The sequence below is a fragment of the Thalassotalea loyana genome (genome assembly GCF_030161435.1).
Classification (GTDB): Bacteria; Pseudomonadota; Gammaproteobacteria; order Enterobacterales; family Alteromonadaceae; genus Thalassotalea_G; species Thalassotalea_G loyana.
The window spans coordinates 1,073,015-1,093,643 of the sequence record NZ_BSSV01000001.1; the positions used below are offsets into that span (position 1 = coordinate 1,073,015).

At 40.3% G+C, this 20,629-nt stretch carries 19 protein-coding genes; 12 read left to right on the forward strand and 7 right to left on the reverse strand.

The annotated features are described in order from the left end of the window. The first annotated feature begins 212 nt into the window (after positions 1-212). From nagZ to QQK05_RS04725, 3 genes are read left to right on the forward strand one after another with little or no spacing between them, the layout of a single operon-like run. Complete coding sequence (gene nagZ, locus QQK05_RS04715; RefSeq protein ID WP_284296308.1) at positions 213-1,229, forward strand: beta-N-acetylhexosaminidase; 1,017 nt, start codon at positions 213-215, stop codon at positions 1,227-1,229. Continuing rightward, positions 1,210-2,595 carry an SLC13 family permease gene (locus QQK05_RS04720; protein WP_284296309.1) on the forward strand — a complete coding sequence of 462 codons (1,386 nt, stop codon included), beginning with the start codon at positions 1,210-1,212 and terminating at the stop codon, positions 2,593-2,595. The genes nagZ and QQK05_RS04720 overlap by 20 nt, the downstream gene beginning before the upstream one ends. 10 nt (positions 2,596-2,605) lie before the next feature. Further along, the gene (locus QQK05_RS04725; RefSeq protein WP_284296310.1) at positions 2,606-2,971 is read left to right on the forward strand and encodes a hypothetical protein; all 366 of its coding nucleotides are present in this window, start codon (positions 2,606-2,608) and stop codon (positions 2,969-2,971) included. A 38-nt stretch (positions 2,972-3,009) separates the two neighbouring features. Here the strand turns inward: QQK05_RS04725 and dsbB are convergent, their stop codons facing one another. After that, positions 3,010-3,528 carry a disulfide bond formation protein DsbB gene (dsbB, locus tag QQK05_RS04730; RefSeq protein ID WP_284296311.1) on the reverse strand — a complete coding sequence of 173 codons (519 nt, stop codon included), beginning with the start codon at positions 3,526-3,528 and terminating at the stop codon, positions 3,010-3,012. 67 nt (positions 3,529-3,595) lie between these two features. Beyond that, the gene (gene nhaB / locus QQK05_RS04735) at positions 3,596-5,191 is read right to left on the reverse strand and encodes a sodium/proton antiporter NhaB (protein ID WP_284296312.1); all 1,596 of its coding nucleotides are present in this window, start codon (positions 5,189-5,191) and stop codon (positions 3,596-3,598) included. A 218-nt stretch (positions 5,192-5,409) separates the two neighbouring features. Here nhaB and fadR point away from each other — a divergent pair, with 218 nt between their 5' ends. After that, positions 5,410-6,120 carry a fatty acid metabolism transcriptional regulator FadR gene (gene fadR, locus QQK05_RS04740; protein WP_284296313.1) on the forward strand — a complete coding sequence of 237 codons (711 nt, stop codon included), beginning with the start codon at positions 5,410-5,412 and terminating at the stop codon, positions 6,118-6,120. Positions 6,121-6,155: 35 nt separating this feature from the next. Here fadR and QQK05_RS04745 read toward each other — a convergent pair whose 3' ends face one another. From QQK05_RS04745 to QQK05_RS04755, 3 genes are read right to left on the reverse strand one after another with little or no spacing between them, the layout of a single operon-like run. Beyond that, complete coding sequence (locus QQK05_RS04745) at positions 6,156-7,670, reverse strand: SpoVR family protein (RefSeq protein WP_284296315.1); 1,515 nt, start codon at positions 7,668-7,670, stop codon at positions 6,156-6,158. Between the two features lie 11 nt (positions 7,671-7,681). Continuing rightward, on the reverse strand, positions 7,682-8,959 hold the full coding sequence (locus QQK05_RS04750; protein ID WP_284296316.1) for a YeaH/YhbH family protein: 1,278 nt from the start codon (positions 8,957-8,959) through the stop codon (positions 7,682-7,684). Between the two features lie 15 nt (positions 8,960-8,974). After that, positions 8,975-10,909 carry a PrkA family serine protein kinase gene (locus QQK05_RS04755; protein ID WP_284296317.1) on the reverse strand — a complete coding sequence of 645 codons (1,935 nt, stop codon included), beginning with the start codon at positions 10,907-10,909 and terminating at the stop codon, positions 8,975-8,977. Between the two features lie 373 nt (positions 10,910-11,282). On the opposite strand from QQK05_RS04755, the gene QQK05_RS04760 reads away from it, so the two are divergent. Genes QQK05_RS04760 through QQK05_RS04770 form a run of 3 tightly spaced genes read left to right on the forward strand, consistent with a single transcriptional unit; the run spans position 11,283 to position 14,514 of the window. Continuing rightward, entirely contained in the window at positions 11,283-12,902 is a 1,620-nt protein-coding gene (locus QQK05_RS04760; RefSeq protein WP_284296319.1) for a methyl-accepting chemotaxis protein, read from the forward strand. A gap of 46 nt (positions 12,903-12,948) precedes the next feature. Further along, positions 12,949-14,088: a porin gene (locus QQK05_RS04765; RefSeq protein WP_284296321.1), complete on the forward strand. Its 1,140-nt coding sequence runs from the start codon at positions 12,949-12,951 to the stop codon at positions 14,086-14,088. A 9-nt stretch (positions 14,089-14,097) separates the two neighbouring features. Next, complete coding sequence (locus tag QQK05_RS04770; protein ID WP_284296323.1) at positions 14,098-14,514, forward strand: type 2 periplasmic-binding domain-containing protein; 417 nt, start codon at positions 14,098-14,100, stop codon at positions 14,512-14,514. A 70-nt stretch (positions 14,515-14,584) separates the two neighbouring features. On the opposite strand, the gene sodB is transcribed toward QQK05_RS04770, so the two are convergent. After that, complete coding sequence (sodB, locus tag QQK05_RS04775) at positions 14,585-15,169, reverse strand: superoxide dismutase [Fe] (protein WP_284296324.1); 585 nt, start codon at positions 15,167-15,169, stop codon at positions 14,585-14,587. A 254-nt stretch (positions 15,170-15,423) separates the two neighbouring features. On the opposite strand from sodB, the gene grxD reads away from it, so the two are divergent. From grxD to QQK05_RS04790, 3 genes are all read left to right on the forward strand, one after another. Beyond that, positions 15,424-15,756 (forward strand): Grx4 family monothiol glutaredoxin, encoded by a 333-nt coding sequence (gene grxD, locus QQK05_RS04780; protein WP_284296326.1) that lies wholly within the window; start codon positions 15,424-15,426, stop codon positions 15,754-15,756. Positions 15,757-15,866: 110 nt separating this feature from the next. After that, complete coding sequence (locus QQK05_RS04785) at positions 15,867-16,472, forward strand: peroxiredoxin (protein WP_284296327.1); 606 nt, start codon at positions 15,867-15,869, stop codon at positions 16,470-16,472. Between the two features lie 137 nt (positions 16,473-16,609). Further along, positions 16,610-16,966 (forward strand): hypothetical protein, encoded by a 357-nt coding sequence (locus QQK05_RS04790; RefSeq protein ID WP_284296330.1) that lies wholly within the window; start codon positions 16,610-16,612, stop codon positions 16,964-16,966. Here QQK05_RS04790 and rnt read toward each other — a convergent pair. Further along, a complete protein-coding gene (rnt, locus tag QQK05_RS04795; protein WP_284296455.1) occupies positions 16,963-17,664 on the reverse strand; it encodes a ribonuclease T in 702 nt (233 codons plus the stop codon). The two genes, QQK05_RS04790 and rnt, sit on opposite strands and share 4 nt — an antisense overlap. Before the next feature lie 171 nt (positions 17,665-17,835). On the opposite strand from rnt, the gene QQK05_RS04800 reads away from it, so the two are divergent. Together QQK05_RS04800 and QQK05_RS04805 are read left to right on the forward strand one after the other, a co-directional pair. Further along, the gene (locus QQK05_RS04800; protein ID WP_284296457.1) at positions 17,836-18,702 is read left to right on the forward strand and encodes a flagellar protein MotY; all 867 of its coding nucleotides are present in this window, start codon (positions 17,836-17,838) and stop codon (positions 18,700-18,702) included. A 78-nt stretch (positions 18,703-18,780) separates the two neighbouring features. Further along, the gene (locus tag QQK05_RS04805) at positions 18,781-20,622 is read left to right on the forward strand and encodes a M1 family metallopeptidase (protein ID WP_407704851.1); all 1,842 of its coding nucleotides are present in this window, start codon (positions 18,781-18,783) and stop codon (positions 20,620-20,622) included. Positions 20,623-20,629: the final 7 nt, after the last annotated feature.

Sequence of the window (20,629 nt, forward strand, 5' to 3'; positions counted from 1 at the left end):
GTGATTTAGGCAAAATGCTTACTAAGTTTTATCGAAAGCATAGATTTGTTGACTTCATTTCTCCATGTAAAAGGCTTAATGGTGAGCCTTTTCATTGGTTCAATTTAAAACTTTTGAAGGCTTTGTTATCAAAATAGCTTAATTGTATTCAACAGAAATCTTGCTTTCTTTGTCATCTAATAATAACAGGAAGGACCAAGATGGGACCTTTAATGATTGATGTGCATGGCACGTCATTATCACAGGAAGATAAAGAGCTACTGCAGCACCCGCTTGTTGGTGGCATTATTCTTTTCAGTCGAAACTACCAATCTCCACAGCAAGTCGCTCAATTAACGAGTGAAATTCGTAAAGCCGCCAAGCAACCAATACTTATCGCCGTTGATCACGAAGGCGGCCGAGTCCAGCGCTTTAGAGATCAATTTACTGCTATCCCTGCAATGTATGATTTATGGCGTTCCAGCGGGGAATCACTAGCGACGTCTCAACAATATGCATATGCCTGCGGTTATGTTATGGCACTGGAGGTGGTTTCAGTCGGCATCGATATTAGCTTTGCACCTGTACTTGATATTAATCACATCAGTGATGTAATTGGCGATAGAGCGTTTCATCATGAACCACAAGCGGTGGCATCAATCGCACAGCAATTCATTCAAGGGATGCATGATGCTGGTATGAAATCAACAGGAAAGCATTTTCCTGGTCATGGCAGTGTAAAAGAAGATTCTCACATTGCCCTCCCAATAGATAAGCGTGAAAAATCAACGATTTTCTCGACAGATATGGTGCCATTTACGCAACTTATTCAGCAAAATAAGCTGGATGCAATAATGCCTGCTCATGTGATTTACCCAAGTGTGGATGCTGATGCAGTAGGCTTCTCAAAGTATTGGATAAAAGATGTATTGAGAAATTCGTTAGGTTTTGATGGTGTAATCTTTAGTGATGATTTAACCATGGCTGGCGCTCATTACATAGGTGGCTATGTGGAAAGAGCTGAGGCAGCTCAAGCAGCTGGTTGCGACATGTTACTTGTATGTAATAGCCGAAAAGCGAGCATTGAGATCATTGATAATGCGAATCTTGTTGTTGATAACAAGTCCGAACAGCGTCTTGCCAAGTTAGTGGCAAAGCAAGGACTTGATTGGTCTCAAATGGCAACAAATAGTCGTTGGCAAGAAAATGTTGAAGTGGTTAGTAGTATTCATGAACTTGCTCAAAAATAACAATTTTTACATCGTTATAGCGCCTATTGCTGCATTTTGCTTCTACTTTGCACTGACACTGGTCGGTTTAGAAAGCAAACCAGCAATAGCCGCAAGTATTACCTTGCTGACCGTTATTTTGTGGGTGAGTGAAGCGATTCCCATTCCTGCTACATCCTTAATTCCTTTTGCGTTGTTACCGCTATTTGGCATCGTTGATCATCGCACGGTGGCGTCCTCTCTTGGCAGCCATGTGATTCTACTTTTGATGGGGGCTTTTATGCTATCTAAGGCCCTTGAGAAAAGTAATGTCCACGAAAGGCTAGCAATCTACATGATAAATCTTGTTGGTTTATCAAGCGGTAAACGGCTCGTTTTTGCTTTTATGTTAGCCGCAGCTATTTTGAGTATGTGGATTTCGAATACCGCGACAACCTTGATAATGCTGCCTATTGCGCTTGCAATTCTAAAGAGTGTAAATGATCATCGGCTTTCTATAGCACTCGTGTTAGGTATTGCCTATGCGGCGAGTTTAGGAGGCGTTGCAACACCGATAGGTACGCCACCTAATGTAATTTTCATGGCGCTTTACCAGGAGATTACGGGGCAAGAGATGGGCTTCTTGTCATGGATGAAGGTTGGTGTTCCTGTCGTCATTATTGCGCTGCCACTGATGGCGTTGTGGTTAACTCGTCACGTCAAGAACAAGCTGACGTTATCACTACCAGAACTCAAAGCCTGGACGATAGCTGAACGACGCGTTCTGATTGTTTTTGGCTTAACGGCTTTGGCGTGGATAACCCGTCAAGAACCATTTGGCGGTTGGACTGGCTTATTGGGGCTTTCTGGTATCGGTGATAGCACAGTCGCACTTGCTGCGGTGGTGATCATGTTTATTGTGCCTGATGGTAAAAAAGGCCGACTACTTGATTGGCAAACAGCTCAAACAATTCCATGGGGAATGTTATTACTGTTTGCTGGTGGTATTGCTATAGCCAAAGGTTTTGTTGCTTCTGGGTTGAGTGATCTACTTGGGCAGTGGTTAACGTCTTTTGCTGACATTAATATATTTTTACTTATCGTGATTATCTGTTTAGTGATTACTTACCTTACAGAAATTACAAGTAACACTGCGACGGCGACTTTGTTGTTACCTATTTTAGGTGTAACCGCAACATCATTAGGCTACGATCCGCTTCTGTTAATGGTACCTGCGACGATTTGTGCTAGTTGCGCATTTATGTTGCCTGTGGCGACTGCACCTAACGCAATTGTCTACGGAACCGGCAAAGTGCAAATCAAAGAAATGGTACGAGAAGGTTTTGTTTTAAGTTTGATTACCGTTGTTGTCGTGTCGACCGTGAGTTATTTCATGTTAACTGAGTAAGTATAGACATATGCTATTAGTGGCATTGTTGGGGGCAGGCATGCTTGGATTTGGGCTTTTTATGTTTTTAAAGCCTGAAAGGTTTGCTTGCCAACTCATGGTGTTTAGCCAGAAAACTTGGTTCCATGGCTTTGAAATAACGACGCGTTTTGTTATTGGGTTGATGTTTCTATTAGTAGCTAATTCGGGACGTTGGTATTTAATAGTAGAATTTTTAGGCTGGTTGTTATGTTTTGTCAGCCTATTTTTGGTATTGATTGGTGAGCGCCGTCACAGAAAGTTCGCTCAGTTGACGGCCAAATTAGGAAGAGGGTTTAGGTATGTTGGCATCTTCGCTATTTTCCTTGGCACCATATTGATAATGGTGAGCTTATAAAAAAAGCACGCTTTGCGTGCTTTTTTTATTCGTAAAGGCTATAGCTTTTTATTCACCTTTAAACAACTTGCCGTGACTACCAACCAAATAAGGCTGTATGCTGCAAAAACCACGACCATCCATTGTGGCATAGAATAACCCAAAAACTCCCAGCTTATCTTTCCACAGTCACCTGTTGCGGCGAAAATGCTTGGTAACCACTCATGTAATGGTGCCCAACTTGGGAAGTTTGGTACGACTTCACAGCTAAATAAGAATGACATAGTCGAGGTTTGCATTTCGACATGTTCTAAGGCAATGATGAGGCCCCATATAGCGCTCACTCCCCACGTTAAAAATGCTAACGTTCGAGTCACGATATTGTCACTGCCAATAAAACCAATAATACCGGCAAATAATACACCAAACACAGCGACACGCTGGTAGATGCACATAATGCATGGTTCTAAGTTAAGAATATACTGAAAGTAAAGTGCGCAACCCTCAAAAACCAACGCGCTAAAAGCTAATAGAAGCCACGCTTGCGGATTGTTATGTAAATTTGCAAAGAATTTCACTGATGTTCCTGTTATTACTTTTATCGTGAAAAAAGCGCCCTAAGGCGCTTTTTTAAACATTGTTTTTCTAGTGAGCGCTTGGTGCGCTCTCCATTGCTTCTTCTACTGTGTGGTGCTTAATCCAGCCACGTTCGTAGAACGCATCAGTTTCACTCTGCAATAGGCCTGATTGAATTGTGATTAAACCAACAATCGTTAACACGATAGTGTATGGGAAAGCCATGATTACCATACGACCATATGAAAGTCTGATTAGAGGCGCTAAAGCAGAGGTCAATAAGAATAGGAACGCTGCTTGACCGTTTGGCGTTGCAACACTCGGTAGGTTTGTACCTGTGTTGATTGCAACAGCTAATAAGTCGAACTGATCACGAGTGATTTGTCCAGCTAATAGTGCTTTCTTAACTTCTGTGATGTATACGGTACCTACGAATACGTTGTCACTTACCATTGATAAGAAACCATTGGCTAGGTAGAACATCACGAGCTGCATATTACCTTCGAAACCTAATACCCAAGTAATGACCGGCGTAAATAATTGTTGGTCGATAATAACGGCAACAACAGCAAAGAAAACGGCTAATAGGGCGGTAAACGGTAGCGCTTCCTCAAATGCATGACCAATCTGATGCTCTTCTGTCACACCAGTAAACGATGTTGCTAGAATAATAACGGTTAAACCAATAAGTCCAACAGCAGCTAAATGAAGTGCAAGTGCAACAATCAACCAAAGGCCAACGATACCTTGCATAACAAGTTTCACATTGTCTTGTTTTGTGCGGCGTTGAGATTTCTCTTGGTCAAACTGTTTTAAAACGTTTAATACGTTTTCAGGAATTTCAACACCGTAACCAAACCATTTAAGTTTTTCTAATGCATAACACGTAATTAAACCAGCAATTAATACCGGGAAAGTCACCGGTGACATGCGTATCGCGAACTCAACGAATTGCCAGCCTGCTTGTTGACCAATGATTAAGTTTTGCGGTTCACCAACAATAGTACATACGCCACCTAGTGCTGTACCCACACCTGCGTGCATCATAATATTTCGTAAAAATGCACGGAACTGTTCTAAATCTTCTCGAGAATATTCAGTCACTTCTTGGTCGTGCGTATGGTCATGGTCATCATGGTGGGTCTGTTTGCCGGACGCTACTTTGTGGTAAACCGAGTAGAAGCCGACGGCGACACTAATGATAACAGCAATAACAGTTAAAGCGTCTAGGAAGGCTGATAAAAAGGCACTTGAGAAACAAAATAAAAGCGCAACTGCTTTCTTAGAGCGGACTTTTGTAATTATTTTAGTAAATAAAAACAGGAGTAAGTCTTTCATGAAGTAAATACCCGCTACCATGAAAATTAATAGCAGAAGTACTTCAATATTAAGGACAATTTCATGCATTACTTGGTATGGTGATGTCATACCAATAATCACTGCCTCTATCGCTAATAAGCCCCCAGGCTGTAATGGATAACATTTTAGTGCCATTGCTAGCGTGAAAATAAACTCTAATACTAATGCCCAGCCAGCAATATACGGGTCGACATAAAAGTACAGAATAGGGTTTAGGAATAAAAAGAAAATGATCGCTTTTTTATACCATTCAGGCGAGTTACCTAAAAAGTTTTTATAAAAAGCACTCATAAATGATTGCTGCATGTTAGACCTTTATTTATTAGTGTTTGTCGATACTCAATGGCGAGTCCGACTTTATTATCAATATATCATACTATATTTTAGAATTTTAATAGTATAAACAAGAGACAACGTACCATATATGAAAAATAAGGTTAATAAATTTTATCAAACTTGTTTGAAAGTTATCTTCTGGTACAATCAGTTGAATCGTTAAAATAATAAAGGGTTTAAAATACCGCATGGTAATTAAAGCACAAAGTCCTGCAGGTTTTGCTGAGCAGTGGATAGTTGAATCTATTTGGAATGGGGGCTTCCCGCCAGGCTCAATTTTGCCGGCGGAGCGAGAATTGTCAGAATTAATCGGTGTAACCCGCACAACATTGCGTGAAGTTTTACAGCGTTTAGCTCGTGATGGTTGGTTAACAATAAAACACGGAAAGCCAACAAAAGTTAACGATTTTTGGGAAACCTCTAGCTTAAATATTTTAGAAACATTGGCACAACTTGATCAAGATGGGATTCCTGACCTTGTTGACAACCTGATGTCGGCGCGCACCAACATTAGTGCTATTTACGTACGTGGTGCGATTAAAAATAATCCTGAAAAAACAATTGAGCTATTAGAAGCGTATCAAAGTGTCGCCGACGAAGGTGAAGCGTTCGCGGAATTTGATTATCGCCTCAATAAGGAGCTTGCAGTAGCTTCTGGCAACCCTATTTACTTATTAATACTTAATGGCTTTGCGGGATTATATTCTCGATTAGGTGGTTTGTATTTTGAAAATCCAAAAGGTCGAGATATTTCACGTAAGTATTATCAACGTTTAATGGAATTAGCGCAAAAAGGTGAGTTCGATGAAGCGGTATTTGCGGTTCGTAAGTACGGTATTGAATCTGGACGCCTTTGGTTAGAGCTAAAAGAAGATGTTTTAAAAGAATTATCTGAATAAGCGAATAAGTCTAACCCGATAAGAAAAAAGCGAGCTCAGCTCGCTTTTTTTGACTCTTTTTCTGGCCATTGAGAAAGCGTCTTAACCTGACCACTGCCAATGTCTTCGACAAGTTTTACGTCAAACTTCCATAAATAATGAAGATGTTTTAGTACTTCTTGATGTGTATTCGCCAGTGGAACTTGATTTTGAGGCGTATAGCACAGTGTTAACGAGCGATCGCCATTTACATCCGCTTCTGTGATTTGAATATTAGATTCAAGAATACTTAAGTTGTATTGTTGTGATAGTTTACTACGTATCTCTTTATATCCAGCCTCATTGTGAATCGCACTGACTTCAACATAACTGTTATGCTGATCGTCATGAATGTTAAAGAACTTCATGTCACGCATCAATTTTGGTGATAGATACTGCAAGATGAAGCTTTCATCTTTAAAATTCTCCATTGCAAAGTGCAAGGTTTCTAGCCAGTCACTTCCTGCAATCTCAGGAAACCAATACTTGTCCTCATCAGTAGGTTCCAGACAAATTCTTTTAATGTCCATGAACATATTGAAACCTAATGCGTACGGGTTGATTCCAGAATAAAATTTACTGTTATAACTGGGCTGAGCTACAACACTAGTGTGGCTGTGCAAAAATTCCATCATGAATTTGTCGGTTACTTTTCCCTCGTCATATAAATGATTGAGGATAGTGTAGTGCCAAAAACAGGCCCACCCCTCATTCATAACTTGTGTCTGTTTTTGTGGATAAAAATACTGGGATATTTTTCTTACGATACGTACTAATTCACGTTGCCATGGTGCCAATAAAGGAGCGTTTTTCTCGATGAAATATAGTATGTTTTCCTGTGGCTCTCTCGGGAACTTCTTCTCCTTTGTCGCAGCGTGTGATTCTTGCTCTGGCAAAGTTCGCCATAATAGGTTGACCTGAGACTGCAAATATTCTGCTCTTGCCTCTTGCTGTTTCAATTCTTCATCTAAAGACAGTTTTTGGGGACGTTTGTAACGATCTACACCGTGATTCATCAGCGCGTGACATGCATCTAAGCAGGTTTCAACCTCATCTATACCGTACTTTTGTTCACATTTTGCGACGTAGCTTTTAGCGAATAAAAGGTAGTCGATGATCGAACTTGCATCCGTCCATGATTTAAATAAGTAGTTGTTTTTGAAGAAGGAGTTGTGACCATAACAAGCGTGTGCCATCACTAAAGCCTGCATTGTCATCGAGTTTTCTTCCATTAAGTATGCGATACAAGGATCGGAGTTAATAACAATCTCATAAGCAAGCCCCATATAACCACGTTTATAGGTTTGTTGAGTTTCAATAAATTTTTTACCAAATGTCCAATGGTTGTAACCAATAGGCATGCCGATACTCGCATATGCGTCCATCATTTGCTCGGCGGTAATCACTTCTATCTGATTAGGGTAGGTCGTTAATCGGTAGTGTTCAGCAACCCTTGCAATTTCATCTTGATAAGTTTGTAGTAACGGAAATGTCCAATCTGGACCATCATCTAATGGGTAGGTGTTAGCCATGATCAGTCTCCTTAAGCTGCTTGAGCTGATTTTTTGCTAAACAACTCTCTAAATACTGGGTAAATATCTTCAACCGTTTTTATATGAGCCATAGCAAAGTGAGAGGTAGACTTTTGCAATAACTCATATTGTTGCCAGAGCGTTTGGTGGGCGCGTTGAGTGATTTCGATATAGCTAAAATAGCGGCATTTTGGCATTAAATCCTTTTCAAGCAATTGTTTGCAATAAGGGGAGTCATCTGCCCAGTTGTCGCCATCTGAAGCCTGAGCACCATAAATATTCCATTGTGAATCGTTGTAGCGTTGCTCTATTATTTCCTTCATAAGCTCTAATGCGCTTGATGCTATCGTGCCACCCGTTTCTTGAGAGTAGAAAAACTCTTGTTCATCGACTTCTTTTGCTTGGGTGTGATGACGAATATAGACGACGTCAATTGACTTGTAAGTTTTTGTTAGAAAAAGGTATAACAAAATGTAGAACCGTTTTGCGATATCTTTAGTCGCTTGGTCCATAGAGCCTGATACGTCCATTAAGCAAAACATAACTGCTTTTGAGGTTGGAACAGCCTGTTTTGCGTAATTTCGATAACGTAAATCAAAGCTATCAATAAAAGGCACTTTAGCTATTTTTGCTTCAAGTGCTTCTATATCTGCATGAAGTCTCTGTTTCTCTTGGCTATTGTCTATCGGAGAATCATTTAATTCACAAAGCTGTGCCTTTAACGCTTTAAGCTCTCTGCGCTTGCTACTTGTCATTGCAATTCTGCGGGCGATAGAGCCTTGTAACGATTTCACAATGTCAATATTTGCCGGTACACCCTCGGCGCAGTACCCATTGCGCACTGTTTTGTACTCGATGAGTTTATCTAGCTGATTTTTCTCCAAGTTTGGTAACTCGAGATTTTCAAACAAGATATTTAAGTACTCGTCTTTTGAAATTGAGAAAACGAAATCATCATCGCCTTCTCCATCATTACTTGCGTTACCTTCTCCGCTACCTTGCCCTTGGCCACCTTGTGGACGAGGTATTTTGTCACCAGGGCTGAATTGATCATTTCCCGGATGAACTTGATCTCGCACACCACCTTTACCGCGGTGAAAAGCTGGTTCCGACAGATCTTTCTTGGTGATAGATACATCTTCGCCGGAGCTAACATCGGTAACGCCTCGTTTGTTAATCGCGCCTTCAACAGATTGCTTTATCTGGTTTTTGTAGCGCCTGATAAAGCGTTGTCTGTTTACGGTACTTTTATTCTTGGCATTTAATCTACGATCTATAAAATTTGCCATAGTACCCTCCATTTCCTAAGTTGACTTCCTTACTCTTAAATACCACTCTGATAGGAGTCTGACTTGTTTTTGGGTATATCCCTTGTCCATCATGCGCTCAACAAAATTGTCGTGTTTTTTCTGATCTTCAGATGACGTTTTGGTGTTAAACGAAATTACAGGTAGTAGATCTTCAGTATTTGAGAACATTTTCTTCTCGATGACTGATTTTAGCTTCTCGTAACTTGTCCAATTTGGGTTCTTGCCATTGTTGTTTGCTTTAGCACGTAAAACAAAATTAACAATCTCGTTACGAAAATCTTTAGGATTACTAATACCTGCAGGTTTTTCTATTTTTTCTAACTCATTGTTAAGCGCCTCGCGATCAAATAGTTGTCCCGTCTCTGTATCGCGGTACTCTTGATCCTGAATCCAGAAATCTGCATAAGTAACATATCGATCAAAAATATTTTGGCCATACTCAGAATAGGACTCTAAATATGCGGTTTGAATTTCTTTGCCGATAAAGTCTATGTATTCTGGAATTAAGAACTCTTTAATGAAAGATAGATATTTTTCAGAGATTTCTTGTGGAAGCTGTTCACGCTCAATTTGCTGTTCAAGTACATAAAACAAATGAACGGGGTTTGCTGCAACCTCGAGGTGATCAAAGTTAAATACTCTCGATAATATTTTGAAGGCAAATCGAGTGGATAACCCCGCCATTCCCTCGTCAACGCCGGCAAAATCTCGATATTCTTGGTACGACTTTGCTTTGGGATCGGTGTCTTTCAAACTATCGCCGTCGTATACTCGCATTTTAGAAAATATGCTTGAATTTTCAGGTGATTTTAATCGAGAAAGTACGCTGAATTTAGCGAGTGTCTCGAGCGTATCTGGCGCACACTGTGCCTCGTTAAGCTCACTGTTTTCGATGAGTTTCTGATAAATTTTTACTTCTTCGGTTACTCGCATACAATAAGGCACTTTCACAATATAAACGCGGTCTAAGAATGCCTCGTTGTTTTTGTTATTGCGAAAAGTTTGCCATTCTGATTCATTTGAATGGGCTAAAATAATGCCATCGAACGGCAGCGCAGATAAACCTTCAGTAGGATTGTAATTGCCTTCTTGTGTCGCTGTTAATAAGGGATGTAGCACTTTTATTGGCGCTTTAAACATCTCTACAAACTCCATAACCCCTTGGTTTGCTCGGCAAAGCGCGCCAGAGTAGCTATATGCATCGGCGTCATTCTGCGCAAAATGCTCCAATTGGCGTATGTCGACCTTACCTACCAAAGATGAAATATCTTGGTTGTTGTCATCTCCGGGCTCTGTTTTTGCGATTGCAATCTGATCCAGAATAGAAGGGTAGGTTTTAACAACTTCGAACTTCGCAATATCACCTTTAAATTCGTGCAAGCGCTTGGCTGCCCATGGTGACATGATAGTTTTCAGGTAACGTTTTGGAACCTGGTATTCTTCCTGTAATATTTTGCCGTCTGCGTTGGCATCGAATAAACAAAACGGGTGGTCATTAACGGGACTGCACTCGCCATTTGCGCACAACACATAGATTGGCTCTTGTTGCATTAAGGCCTTAAGCTTCTCGGCTAATGATGATTTGCCGCCACCAACCGGGCCTAGCAAATAAAGAATCTGTTTCTGTTCTTCAAGCCCTTGTGAAGCGTGAGTTAAGTAGGAAACAATTTGCTCTATAGCGTCTTCCATTCCATAAAACTCAGAAAACGCAGGGTAGCGAGCAATCACTCGGTTCGAAAAAATTCGGCTTAACCTAGCATCCGATGATGTATCAACCATTTCTGGCTCACCAATGGCGTGCAACAGTCTTTGCGCGGCACTGGCATAAGCCATTGGATTATCGCGACATATATCTAGAAATTGTTGAATGCTGTAACGCTCCTCGAGCGCCTCGTCGTAACGATTTTTAAAATGTTGAAAAATAGACATATCCCCTCCAACGCTTTTTCAAAAAAAAGACTACATATAAGTAGACCGGGAAATTCAGAGACCTATTTTAAGCCTAGTTGGTTTAGCGAAATTTTCGAGGAAATTTAATAAATTGTTGTGAAATTTTAATTAAATGTGGAAACGATTTATCGTCAGTGGGTCGCTGAATTGGTGAGCGTCGACACGATAATAAAGTGACATTTTATTTTTCACTGAGCATCTATAAACATGTAACTCTTACAGTGCACCCGCTTATAACCCCTCAAATATCACCAATTATTGTTTAGCCATATAAAAAATAAGGCATTTTTTCAGATGTTTTCTAAACTTAAGAAAACACGACTCAATTGGCTACCAGGTGAGAAGATAACTTATGAATTGGTTTAGTTCATTATCGATACAAATAAAAATACTCGTGATACCTGTTGTTGGTGCGATAGGTTTCTGTATTTATCTGACAACGAGTTTGGTGACCATGTCTCAAACACAGTCTTTGTTAAATAACGCTTATAAGGTTGAATTTAGACTATTGACGGCGTCAGAGTTTGCCATTGTTCGATTGGATAAAATTAAAGAAACGTTAGCCAATGCAGCTACGATGGGTGAGGCTGAGTTAGTTGATAGCGCTAGAGAGACGGCAAATGAGCTTAATGAGCGATTAATGTCTGTTGCCTCACTTGATCAAAACAGTGGTCGATTTATAAGAGATTGGTTGAAAGATTTTGACGGTTATTTGATTGAGGCAAGCGAGCTCTCTAATCAAATGATTGATGGCACTGCTGATTTTGACAAAATTGCTGATAAAGCAGCAAGAATAAATGGCAAGTTTGAGTCGATAAAGTCTCAAATTAAAGATTTTCAAAGCGCACGATTAACATCGTTTAATCAAGCCTTTGAGTCAGTTGTAGATAAAGCAGAGTCCACAGGGCAAACAGGGATTATCATAGGCATTGTTACTATCGTTGCACTGTTTGCAGCGGCAATCCCTATTGCTTTAATCGCAAAACGAAGCTTAGTTGAGCTGATAGCGTCAATGAAAGATATCGCTCAAGAAAATGGCGATTTGACTGTAAGAATCCAAACCCAAAGCCAGGATGAAATAGGTGAGTTAGTTCATTGGTTCAATAGCTTTATAGAAAAGCTTCAAAAAGTGATTAAAAACGTTGTTGAGACAGCAGAACCCGTAGCCAACACAGCTAACAGTATACAAAGTCTTTCGAATCAAACGATTGCCTCATTTGAAAAGCAAAGTAATGCCGTTGTTCAATCGAGGCAGTCTGTTGAAGAAATGAGTCACTCCGTTGCTGACATCACGCGCAATGCAGCTGATGCAGCAGATGCGGCAAATAATGCTAACAACGAAGCAGAACAAGGTCGAGAGGTTGTTCAACAAACGGTCGATGGCATTAAGGATTTGGAGCAAACCGTCTCTACCGCCGCAGAAACCATTAACCAGCTCCAAGAAGACACGAATAGAGTAAATGTCGTTCTAGATGTGATTAAAGGTATCGCAGAGCAGACAAACTTACTCGCATTGAATGCTGCAATCGAGGCAGCTAGAGCCGGTGAGCAAGGCCGTGGTTTTGCCGTGGTTGCAGACGAAGTGCGTAATTTAGCTTCTAGAACTCAAGAATCTACAGAAGAAATTAACCAAATGCTTGAGCAGCTTCAGACTGCTGCTGGTAAAGCAGTTGATATGATGGATAGTTCTCGCTCTAGAGTTGAAGCCTCTGTTGAAAGTGCGAATCAAGCAGGCGACCGCCTATCTGTTATCACCAGTACCGTAAACACGATATCTGATATGAATGGTGCAATCGCTGTGGCAACCGAAGAACAAAATACAGTTGCGGGCCTCATGGTAGAGCAAGTTGAAGATATTCAACATTGTGCTGAAGAAGCATCAACAGCATCGCTTGAAATAGCTTCAGTTTCTAATCAATTAAATGATCTGGCCGCAGAGCTAGCAGACGTAACTTCTAAATTTAAAGTTTAATTTTTACGACATGAAACAACGCCAAAGCAGGCGGGGGAGAGCAAGTATGAAAACAAAACTAAGTGCGCTAGCAATAGCATCACTTATCTCAACGTCGGTTAGTGCTGTCGACATCAATTGGAATGGTTTTGCTTCTATTGTTGCAGGGCAGACGATGTCTAGTGATGAAAGCCTATACGGCTTTGATGATTCAATTAACTTTGACAATGGATCATTGATTGCAATTCAAGCAAGCTCCGATTTAGGAAATGGACTTGGTGTTATCGCGCAAATATTAGCAAAAGGAGAAGATGATTGGGATCCAGAGTTTGCTTGGGCCTACATTAGTTATGACTTTACTGATAACCTGCGAATGCTGGTAGGTCGTCAACGTGCTCCGTTTTACATGTATTCTGATTTTCTAGATGTTTCTTACGCTTATCCTTGGATAACGCCTCCAGAGGGAGTTTATAGTTTACCATTCGATACGTTTGACGGGGTGGGCTTTATCTATAATGCATCCCTTGGAAGTTTCGATACCACGACTCACTTCACTTACGGTTCAAATGACAATGAAGCCGTGATTGCAGGTGCGGTAGTCGACCCAACATTTGACGATATCGCTGCACTCTCTTTTACCGCGACTCGTGATTGGTTTACATTTCGTGTGGCTTATGCTGTTGCGACATCTACGATCCCTGTAGAAGATATTGATGCTTTGGCTGCTGGTTGGGCACAGACGCCGTATGCAAGTGTTGGCAATCTATTAAAAATGGAAGAAGACGATGGCGATTTTCTCGAAGTCGGCTTCCAGATTGATTATAACGATTGGTTAGTGGTTGGTGAGTATACCGAAATTGATACCGGTGATACTTTTTTACATGAAAATGACTCGTACTATGTCATGCTCGGTAAACGAGTAAACACCGTAACTTATCATGTTACTTACGGAGCCGATAATAATGATGGAGCATCATTAACCGCAGGCATTCCTGTTGGTGTGGATCCCACTCTTGATTTCTTGATTGCGTCGACAAACGGTGCAACACAATCTCAAGCTGAAGATACGACATTTATTACCTTAGGTGCTCGCTGGGATTTTCATGATTCGGCGGCATTAAAATTTGAATACACCGATTATTCCGATGATTTAGACTCAAGTGGTGATGCTGGTCTATTGCGCATGGCATTAGTGACGGTATTTTAAGGGGGATGTATGAAACGTTTAATAACTTTAGTTTTATGTAGTTTAATGTTTGTATCACCTGCTGTTGTTGCTGAAGTAGTTGTGATTGTTGGTGCCGCCAATGCAAATAGTGTCGCAGGCAGTGATGTGTCGCGTATCTTCTTGGGAAAACTTAAGAAATTTGGTGATGGTAGCTCTGTGACTCCGGTCAATCTTGCTGCAGGCTCTCCAGTGCGTGAAGCATTCGAGAAAAATGCGCTTGGAAAAAGCTCGAGTCAGATAAAGGCGTATTGGTCTAAACAAGTTTTCTCAGGAAAAGGGAAACCGCCAAAAGAGTTGGGGTCTGATGCTGACGTTATTAATTTTGTTAGCAGTAACCCTGGGGCTATTGGCTACGTTGATGCGGGAAGTGTTAACGATAGTGTAAAAGTGATAGCTAATTTCTAGCTCGAACCGTAAACCAAAAAAATGGGGTTAGCACGATGTGCTAACCCCATTTTGTCATTCTTTATCAGCATTAACCTGCGAAGTTCGCCTCAGCGAAATCCCAGTTAGCTAGTGCCCAGAAAGCTTCCATGTAGCTTGGACGTAAGTTACGGTAATCGATGTAGTATGCATGTTCCCATAAATCAACAGTGATTAACGGCGTAACGCCTTCTTCTGTTAGTGGAGTTGCAGCATTAGACGTGTTAACGATTGCTAGGCTACCGTCTGCATTTTTTACTAACCATGTCCAGCTAGAACCAAAGTTATTTACTGCGCTGTCGTTAAACTTGGCTTTGAATTCATCGAATGAACCAAATTGAGCGTTAATAGCATCTGCTAATGCACCTTTTGGCTCGCCACCAGCGTTTGGTGCTAGTGAGTTCCAGTAAAACGTGTGGTTCCAAATTTGAGCAGCATTGTTGAATACGCCACCTTCAGAAGACTTAACGATATCTTCTAAAGATTTGCCTGCAAAGTCAGTACCTTCGATTAGGCCGTTAAGTTTAACAACGTATGTGTTGTGGTGCTTACCGTAGTGATACTCTAAAGTTTCTTTTGAAATGTGTGGCTCAAGTGCATCTTGAGCGTAAGGTAACGCTGGTAATTCAATTGCCATTTTTCTCTCCAGGAATGGTTTATGTAATTTTAATCTTGAACAAAAACAAAGAAAGAGTTTGCTTTTGTTAAAAACCTAGTAAAATACTCAAGTTTTTTAAGATAAGCTTATTTTACTCATATTTATGGGGTTTGCCATAGGTTTTATCAAGACCAATTTGTTTTTTTATAGAAGATAAAAAAATGATCCTAACTTGATATTACGTAACAAAGTCACCATAAACTAATGCATTAAGCTAAACGATAGAGGTTATTATGGATACGATTGAACGTATTAAAGAACAGATTTCTCAAAACGCTATTTTATTGTACATGAAAGGGTCACCAAAATTACCTAGTTGTGGCTTTTCTTCTCAAGCTGCTCAGGCAATGATGTCTATCGGTGAAAAATTTGCTTACGTTGATATTTTACAAAACCCTGATATTCGCGCAGAACTTCCTAAATATGCTGATTGGCCAACATTCCCTCAATTATGGATAAATGGCGAATTGATTGGTGGTTGTGACATTATTTTAGAAATGTACCAGCAAGGCGAATTACAAGAGCTTGTTAAAGAAGCAGCGCAAGCAGATAGCGAAAACGCATAAAAAATTATTTATTGCTGTTGAATTTATTTTTTAAATCCGCATCTATATAAATGCTGATTATTTAACAGTTTACTTTACACATAATATTTAAAAAAATATTGGAGAAAAAAATGAGTGTATTAGTTGGTCGTCCAGCACCAGACTTTACTGCTGCTGCGGTATTAGGTTCTGGTGAAATCGTTGATGAGTTCACGCTTAGCGAAGCAATCAAAGGTAAAAAAGCAGTAGTATTTTTCTACCCATTAGACTTCACATTCGTATGTCCTTCAGAGTTACTTGCTTTTGACCACCGTATGGAAGAGTTTAAAGCACGTGGTGTTGAAGTAATTGGTGTTTCAATTGATTCACAGTTCTCACACAATGCATGGCGTAACACGCCAGTAAACGAAGGTGGTATTGGTCCAGTTAAATACACTTTAGTTGCTGACGTTAAGCACGAAATCTGTCAAGCATACGATGTTGAGCACCCAGAAGCAGGTGTTGCGTTCCGTGGTTCTTTCTTAATTGACGAAGAAGGTAATGTACGTCATCAAGTAGTTAACGACTTACCATTAGGTCGTAACGTTGACGAAATGATCCGCATGGTTGACGCGCTTCAATTCCACCAAGAGCACGGTGAAGTTTGTCCTGCTGGTTGGAACAAAGGTGATGACGGTATGACAGCTTCTCCAGAAGGTGTTGCATCATACTTATCTGACAATGCAGACAAATTATAATTAATAAACATATTACATAGTTTTTAATTAAAAAATTGTATAAAAAAAAGTCAGCTCTTAGCTGGCTTTTTTGTTTATTCGGCGTAAAATCTTTGCTCGAATTTTAAACGGAACTATCTATTGATTAAGGATTGATCATGAAAGTCTTACCACTTATTTGTTTTGTATTTTGTATTTGGGCGGTCGCCACAAAAGCGCCTCAACATATTATGTTATGGGCGATATCGTTGTATTGTTTGGCAAGCGTTATTACGGTTCAGTTTTATTTGTCGTATAAAAACAAACATCCATTTGGCAAACGAACTTTGAAAGCTCGGTTACCGCACCTAATTTACGAATATTTACCGTTTTTATATGGATTTATTGCGTTAGCAATTATTTATATCAGCCAGCATTTAGCGATTACGTTATGCGCCATTGGATTGATGGTTATTGCGATGAGACATCTTTTGTGTCGTTTTCATAACCGTGTGTTTCAACCATCAAGATTTTAAGCTGAGTCTTCTGCTACTGGTAAGGGCCAGCCACCTAACGATTGCCATTTATTGACAATAAAACAGAACAACTCTGCCGTACGTTCTGTATCATAGAGTGCACTGTGTGCTTCTTTATTGTCGAAATCGATCATTGCAGCTTCACAGGCTTTAGCTAATACCGTTTGACCGAGAGCAAGTCCAGCTAATGTTGCGGTATCAAAACTTACGAAAGGATGAAAAGGACTACGTTTTATATTCGTTCTTTCAATTGCCGCATTTAAAAAGCCTAAATCAAAAGCAGCATTATGAGCGACCATGATCGCTCGCTGGCAACCTGCTGCTTTCATTTTTTTCCTAACCAATTTAAATATTGTTTTTAGTGCTTCAGATTCTTCAATATTGCCGCGTAAAGGGTGCGTAGGATCTATACCGGTAAAAGCGAGCGCTGATGGCTCTAAATTTGCACCTTCAAAAGGCTCAATGTTGAAACTAATGCTTTCATCTAGCGAGAGCGCACCGGTTTCTTCATCCATTGTTAACGTGGTTGCTGCAATCTCCAACAGCGCATCTGTTTTGGCGTTGAAGCCAGCTGTTTCAACATCTACAACCACAGGGAAATATCCTCTAAAGCGTTGAGCAAATAAAGATTTTGCTTTGATTTCTGTCTGAGTCGTGGTTGTTTGAGAGGTTGCTGAATTAACTGGCGCTTGTGACATGTAATTGGATAATTGATTAGATTTATTCATAATTATCTCAGAAAATAGGGGCAATACCAACGATAAGCTATACCAGTTGATAGTTATTTCGCGCTTTAAGGAAAATTATATTAAAGTAGTGGGTATAGATGCCGATAAAATAGTGACGAATAACGATAGTTGGCCCCAATGATGAGATTATTACCTTTTGCCTTAAGTGCACTTGTTACGGCTTTTTCAAGTCATGCAATGGTGCGCCAGTATGAAGCTGATTTGTATGATTCTCGATGGCAACTCGCTGAAAATTCACGTTTGAAGTGTACGCTTTCACATGAAATTCCAAATTATGGTGAGGCAACTTTTTCTTCAGTAGCCAATCGCCAAATGAATATGCAGTTTGAACTAGATATGTTGCGGTTGCCTGATACTTACGGTGTTGCCGAAGTTCGATCAGTTCCACCAAGCTGGAAGCCCGGACATAAAGGGCGAGTGATTGCTCAAATGGATCTACATAAGCAGTTTTCTCCAAGTTTACCTAAGAAAGTCGCTTGGACAATGTTGACTGAGCTCGAGCAAGGAATGAATCCTAAGGTTTATTATCAAGATTGGTATAACGATACCAATAAAGTTGCTGTCGGTTTATCACCAGCTAGGTTTGGAAAAGCCTATGAAGATTTTGTTGGCTGTGTAGGTAGTTTATTAAATTACAGTTTTGATGATATTGCATACACAGTGCTCAATTATGAGTCAAACACAGATGAATTAACTAAAGCGTCGAAGAAGCGTATCTCCATGATTACCGAGTACCTATCGCTTGATACAGATTTAGAATTAGTGTTAATCGACGCATATACCGATAGTTATGGTGGTCGTTGGCCAAACCTGAAGCTGTCTGAACGTCGTGCGGCAAAAATTCAACAATATTTCGTCGATGCAGGTATTGATATAGCAAGAATTTCAGCAACTGGCTACGGAGAAAAACGTCATATTGCTTCAAACCAAACAATCCTTGGTCGAGAGCAAAACCGACGCGTTGTCATTCGAATGGACAAGCCATAGATATTAACTGATAAATTTATTGAATAGGCCTAGAGGTTGTGACAACCTTTAGGCCTTATTTTTTTGGGGAGAGTAAATTTGTATTATACAAAAGTGCTAGTGTTAGCGAGTTTGTTATTCACCAGTATCAGCTGGGCGCAGAAAAATGACGCATATACTTACGCTAACTATGATCAAGTCAATGTATCGCACCTTTATCTAGACTTAACTGTTGATTTTGAAAAAAAGCAGTTAATTGGATTTGCTGATTTATCCTTAAATTGGTTAAATGAAAAGACAACAACCGTTATTTTGGATACACGTGATCTAGTTATAAAACAAGCAATGGCAAGAACGCCTAATGGTAGCTGGAAATCGGTAGAGTTTACGTTAGGAAGTTATGACGATGTTTTAGGCCAAGAGCTCACATTGAATATTGGCTTTCAAGCCCAAGCATTGCGTGTATATTACCACTCTACACCGAAAGCATCAGGCTTACAGTGGTTAACACCTGCTCAAACAGCAGGTAAAAAGCAACCATTTATGTTTAGTCAGTCTCAAGCAATACATGCAAGATCTTGGATGCCAATTCAAGATACACCCAGTGTTAGAATGACATATTCTGCTCGAATTAAAACACCTGAGCAACTGCTGGCGGTAATGAGCGCAAACAATGAACCAGAGACGAAACGAGACGGTGATTATTATTTTGAGATGCCGCAAGCTATCCCACCTTATTTGATTGCAATTGCTGCTGGTGATCTAACCTTCAAACCAATGAGCAGTATTACAGGTATCTATGGTGAACCAAGTATTGTTGATTCGGCTGTCGCTGAATTTAACGACACTCAGAAAATGATTGATGAGACGGAACAATTATTTGGTGAGTATCGTTGGGGGCGTTACGATTTATTAGTACTTCCTCCTAGCTTTCCATTTGGCGGCATGGAAAATCCTCGCTTGTCATTTATCACACCAACGGTTATTGCTGGTGACAAAAGCTTAGTTAACTTAATTGCCCATGAACTGGCTCACTCTTGGTCTGGCAATCTAGTGACAAATGAAACATGGCGCGATTTATGGCTTAATGAAGGTTTCACGAGTTATGTTGAGAATCGCATAATGGAGCAAGTGTTTGGCACAAAACGCGCGATGATGGAGCAAGCGTTAGATACCCAGAGTTTAGGCTATGAACTTGCTGAATTAGCACCGGGCGATACGCAGTTATACATTGACCTTGCGGGCAGAGATCCAGATGACGCGTTTTCAGGCGTGCCGTATATAAAAGGTCAGCAGTTCCTCGTTTACCTAGAGCATCAATATGGTCGTGAAAAGTTTGATCGCTTTATTCGAAAGTATTTTGACGATCATGCTTTTCAAAGCCTAGGTACCAAAGCTTTTGAACAATATTTAATGACCAACTTAATCAATAAGTATCCAGGGGTTGTAAGCGAGAAGCAGGCTAGAGAGTGGATTTATGAACAAGGACTACCAGCTTATGCACCAAAACCAACATCTGATGCCTTCACCACCATTGATAAACAAATTTTTGATTTATTGGCTGGACAGCTGGACTTAGCGTTATTGCCAACTGACGGTTGGACAGTACATGAGTGGTTGCATTTTATTAATAATTTACCACTTAATATTTCACAAGAATGGATGTCAAAGCTTGATCAAGCATATAATTTGACTTCTAGTACTAACGCGGAAGTTGCTCATGCTTGGTATTTATTATCACTTCGTGTTGGCTACGATAACATTTATCCGGCAATGGAAGATTACTTAGTCAGTATCGGTCGTCGAAAGTTAATTGTACCTTTGTATAAAAAGCTTTCAGAGTCTGCTGAAGGAAAACAATGGGCGCAAAGAGTTTATGCTATTGCTCGCCCAGGTTATCACCCATTAGCTCAAGGAACGGTTGATAACATATTAAAATAGCACCGCT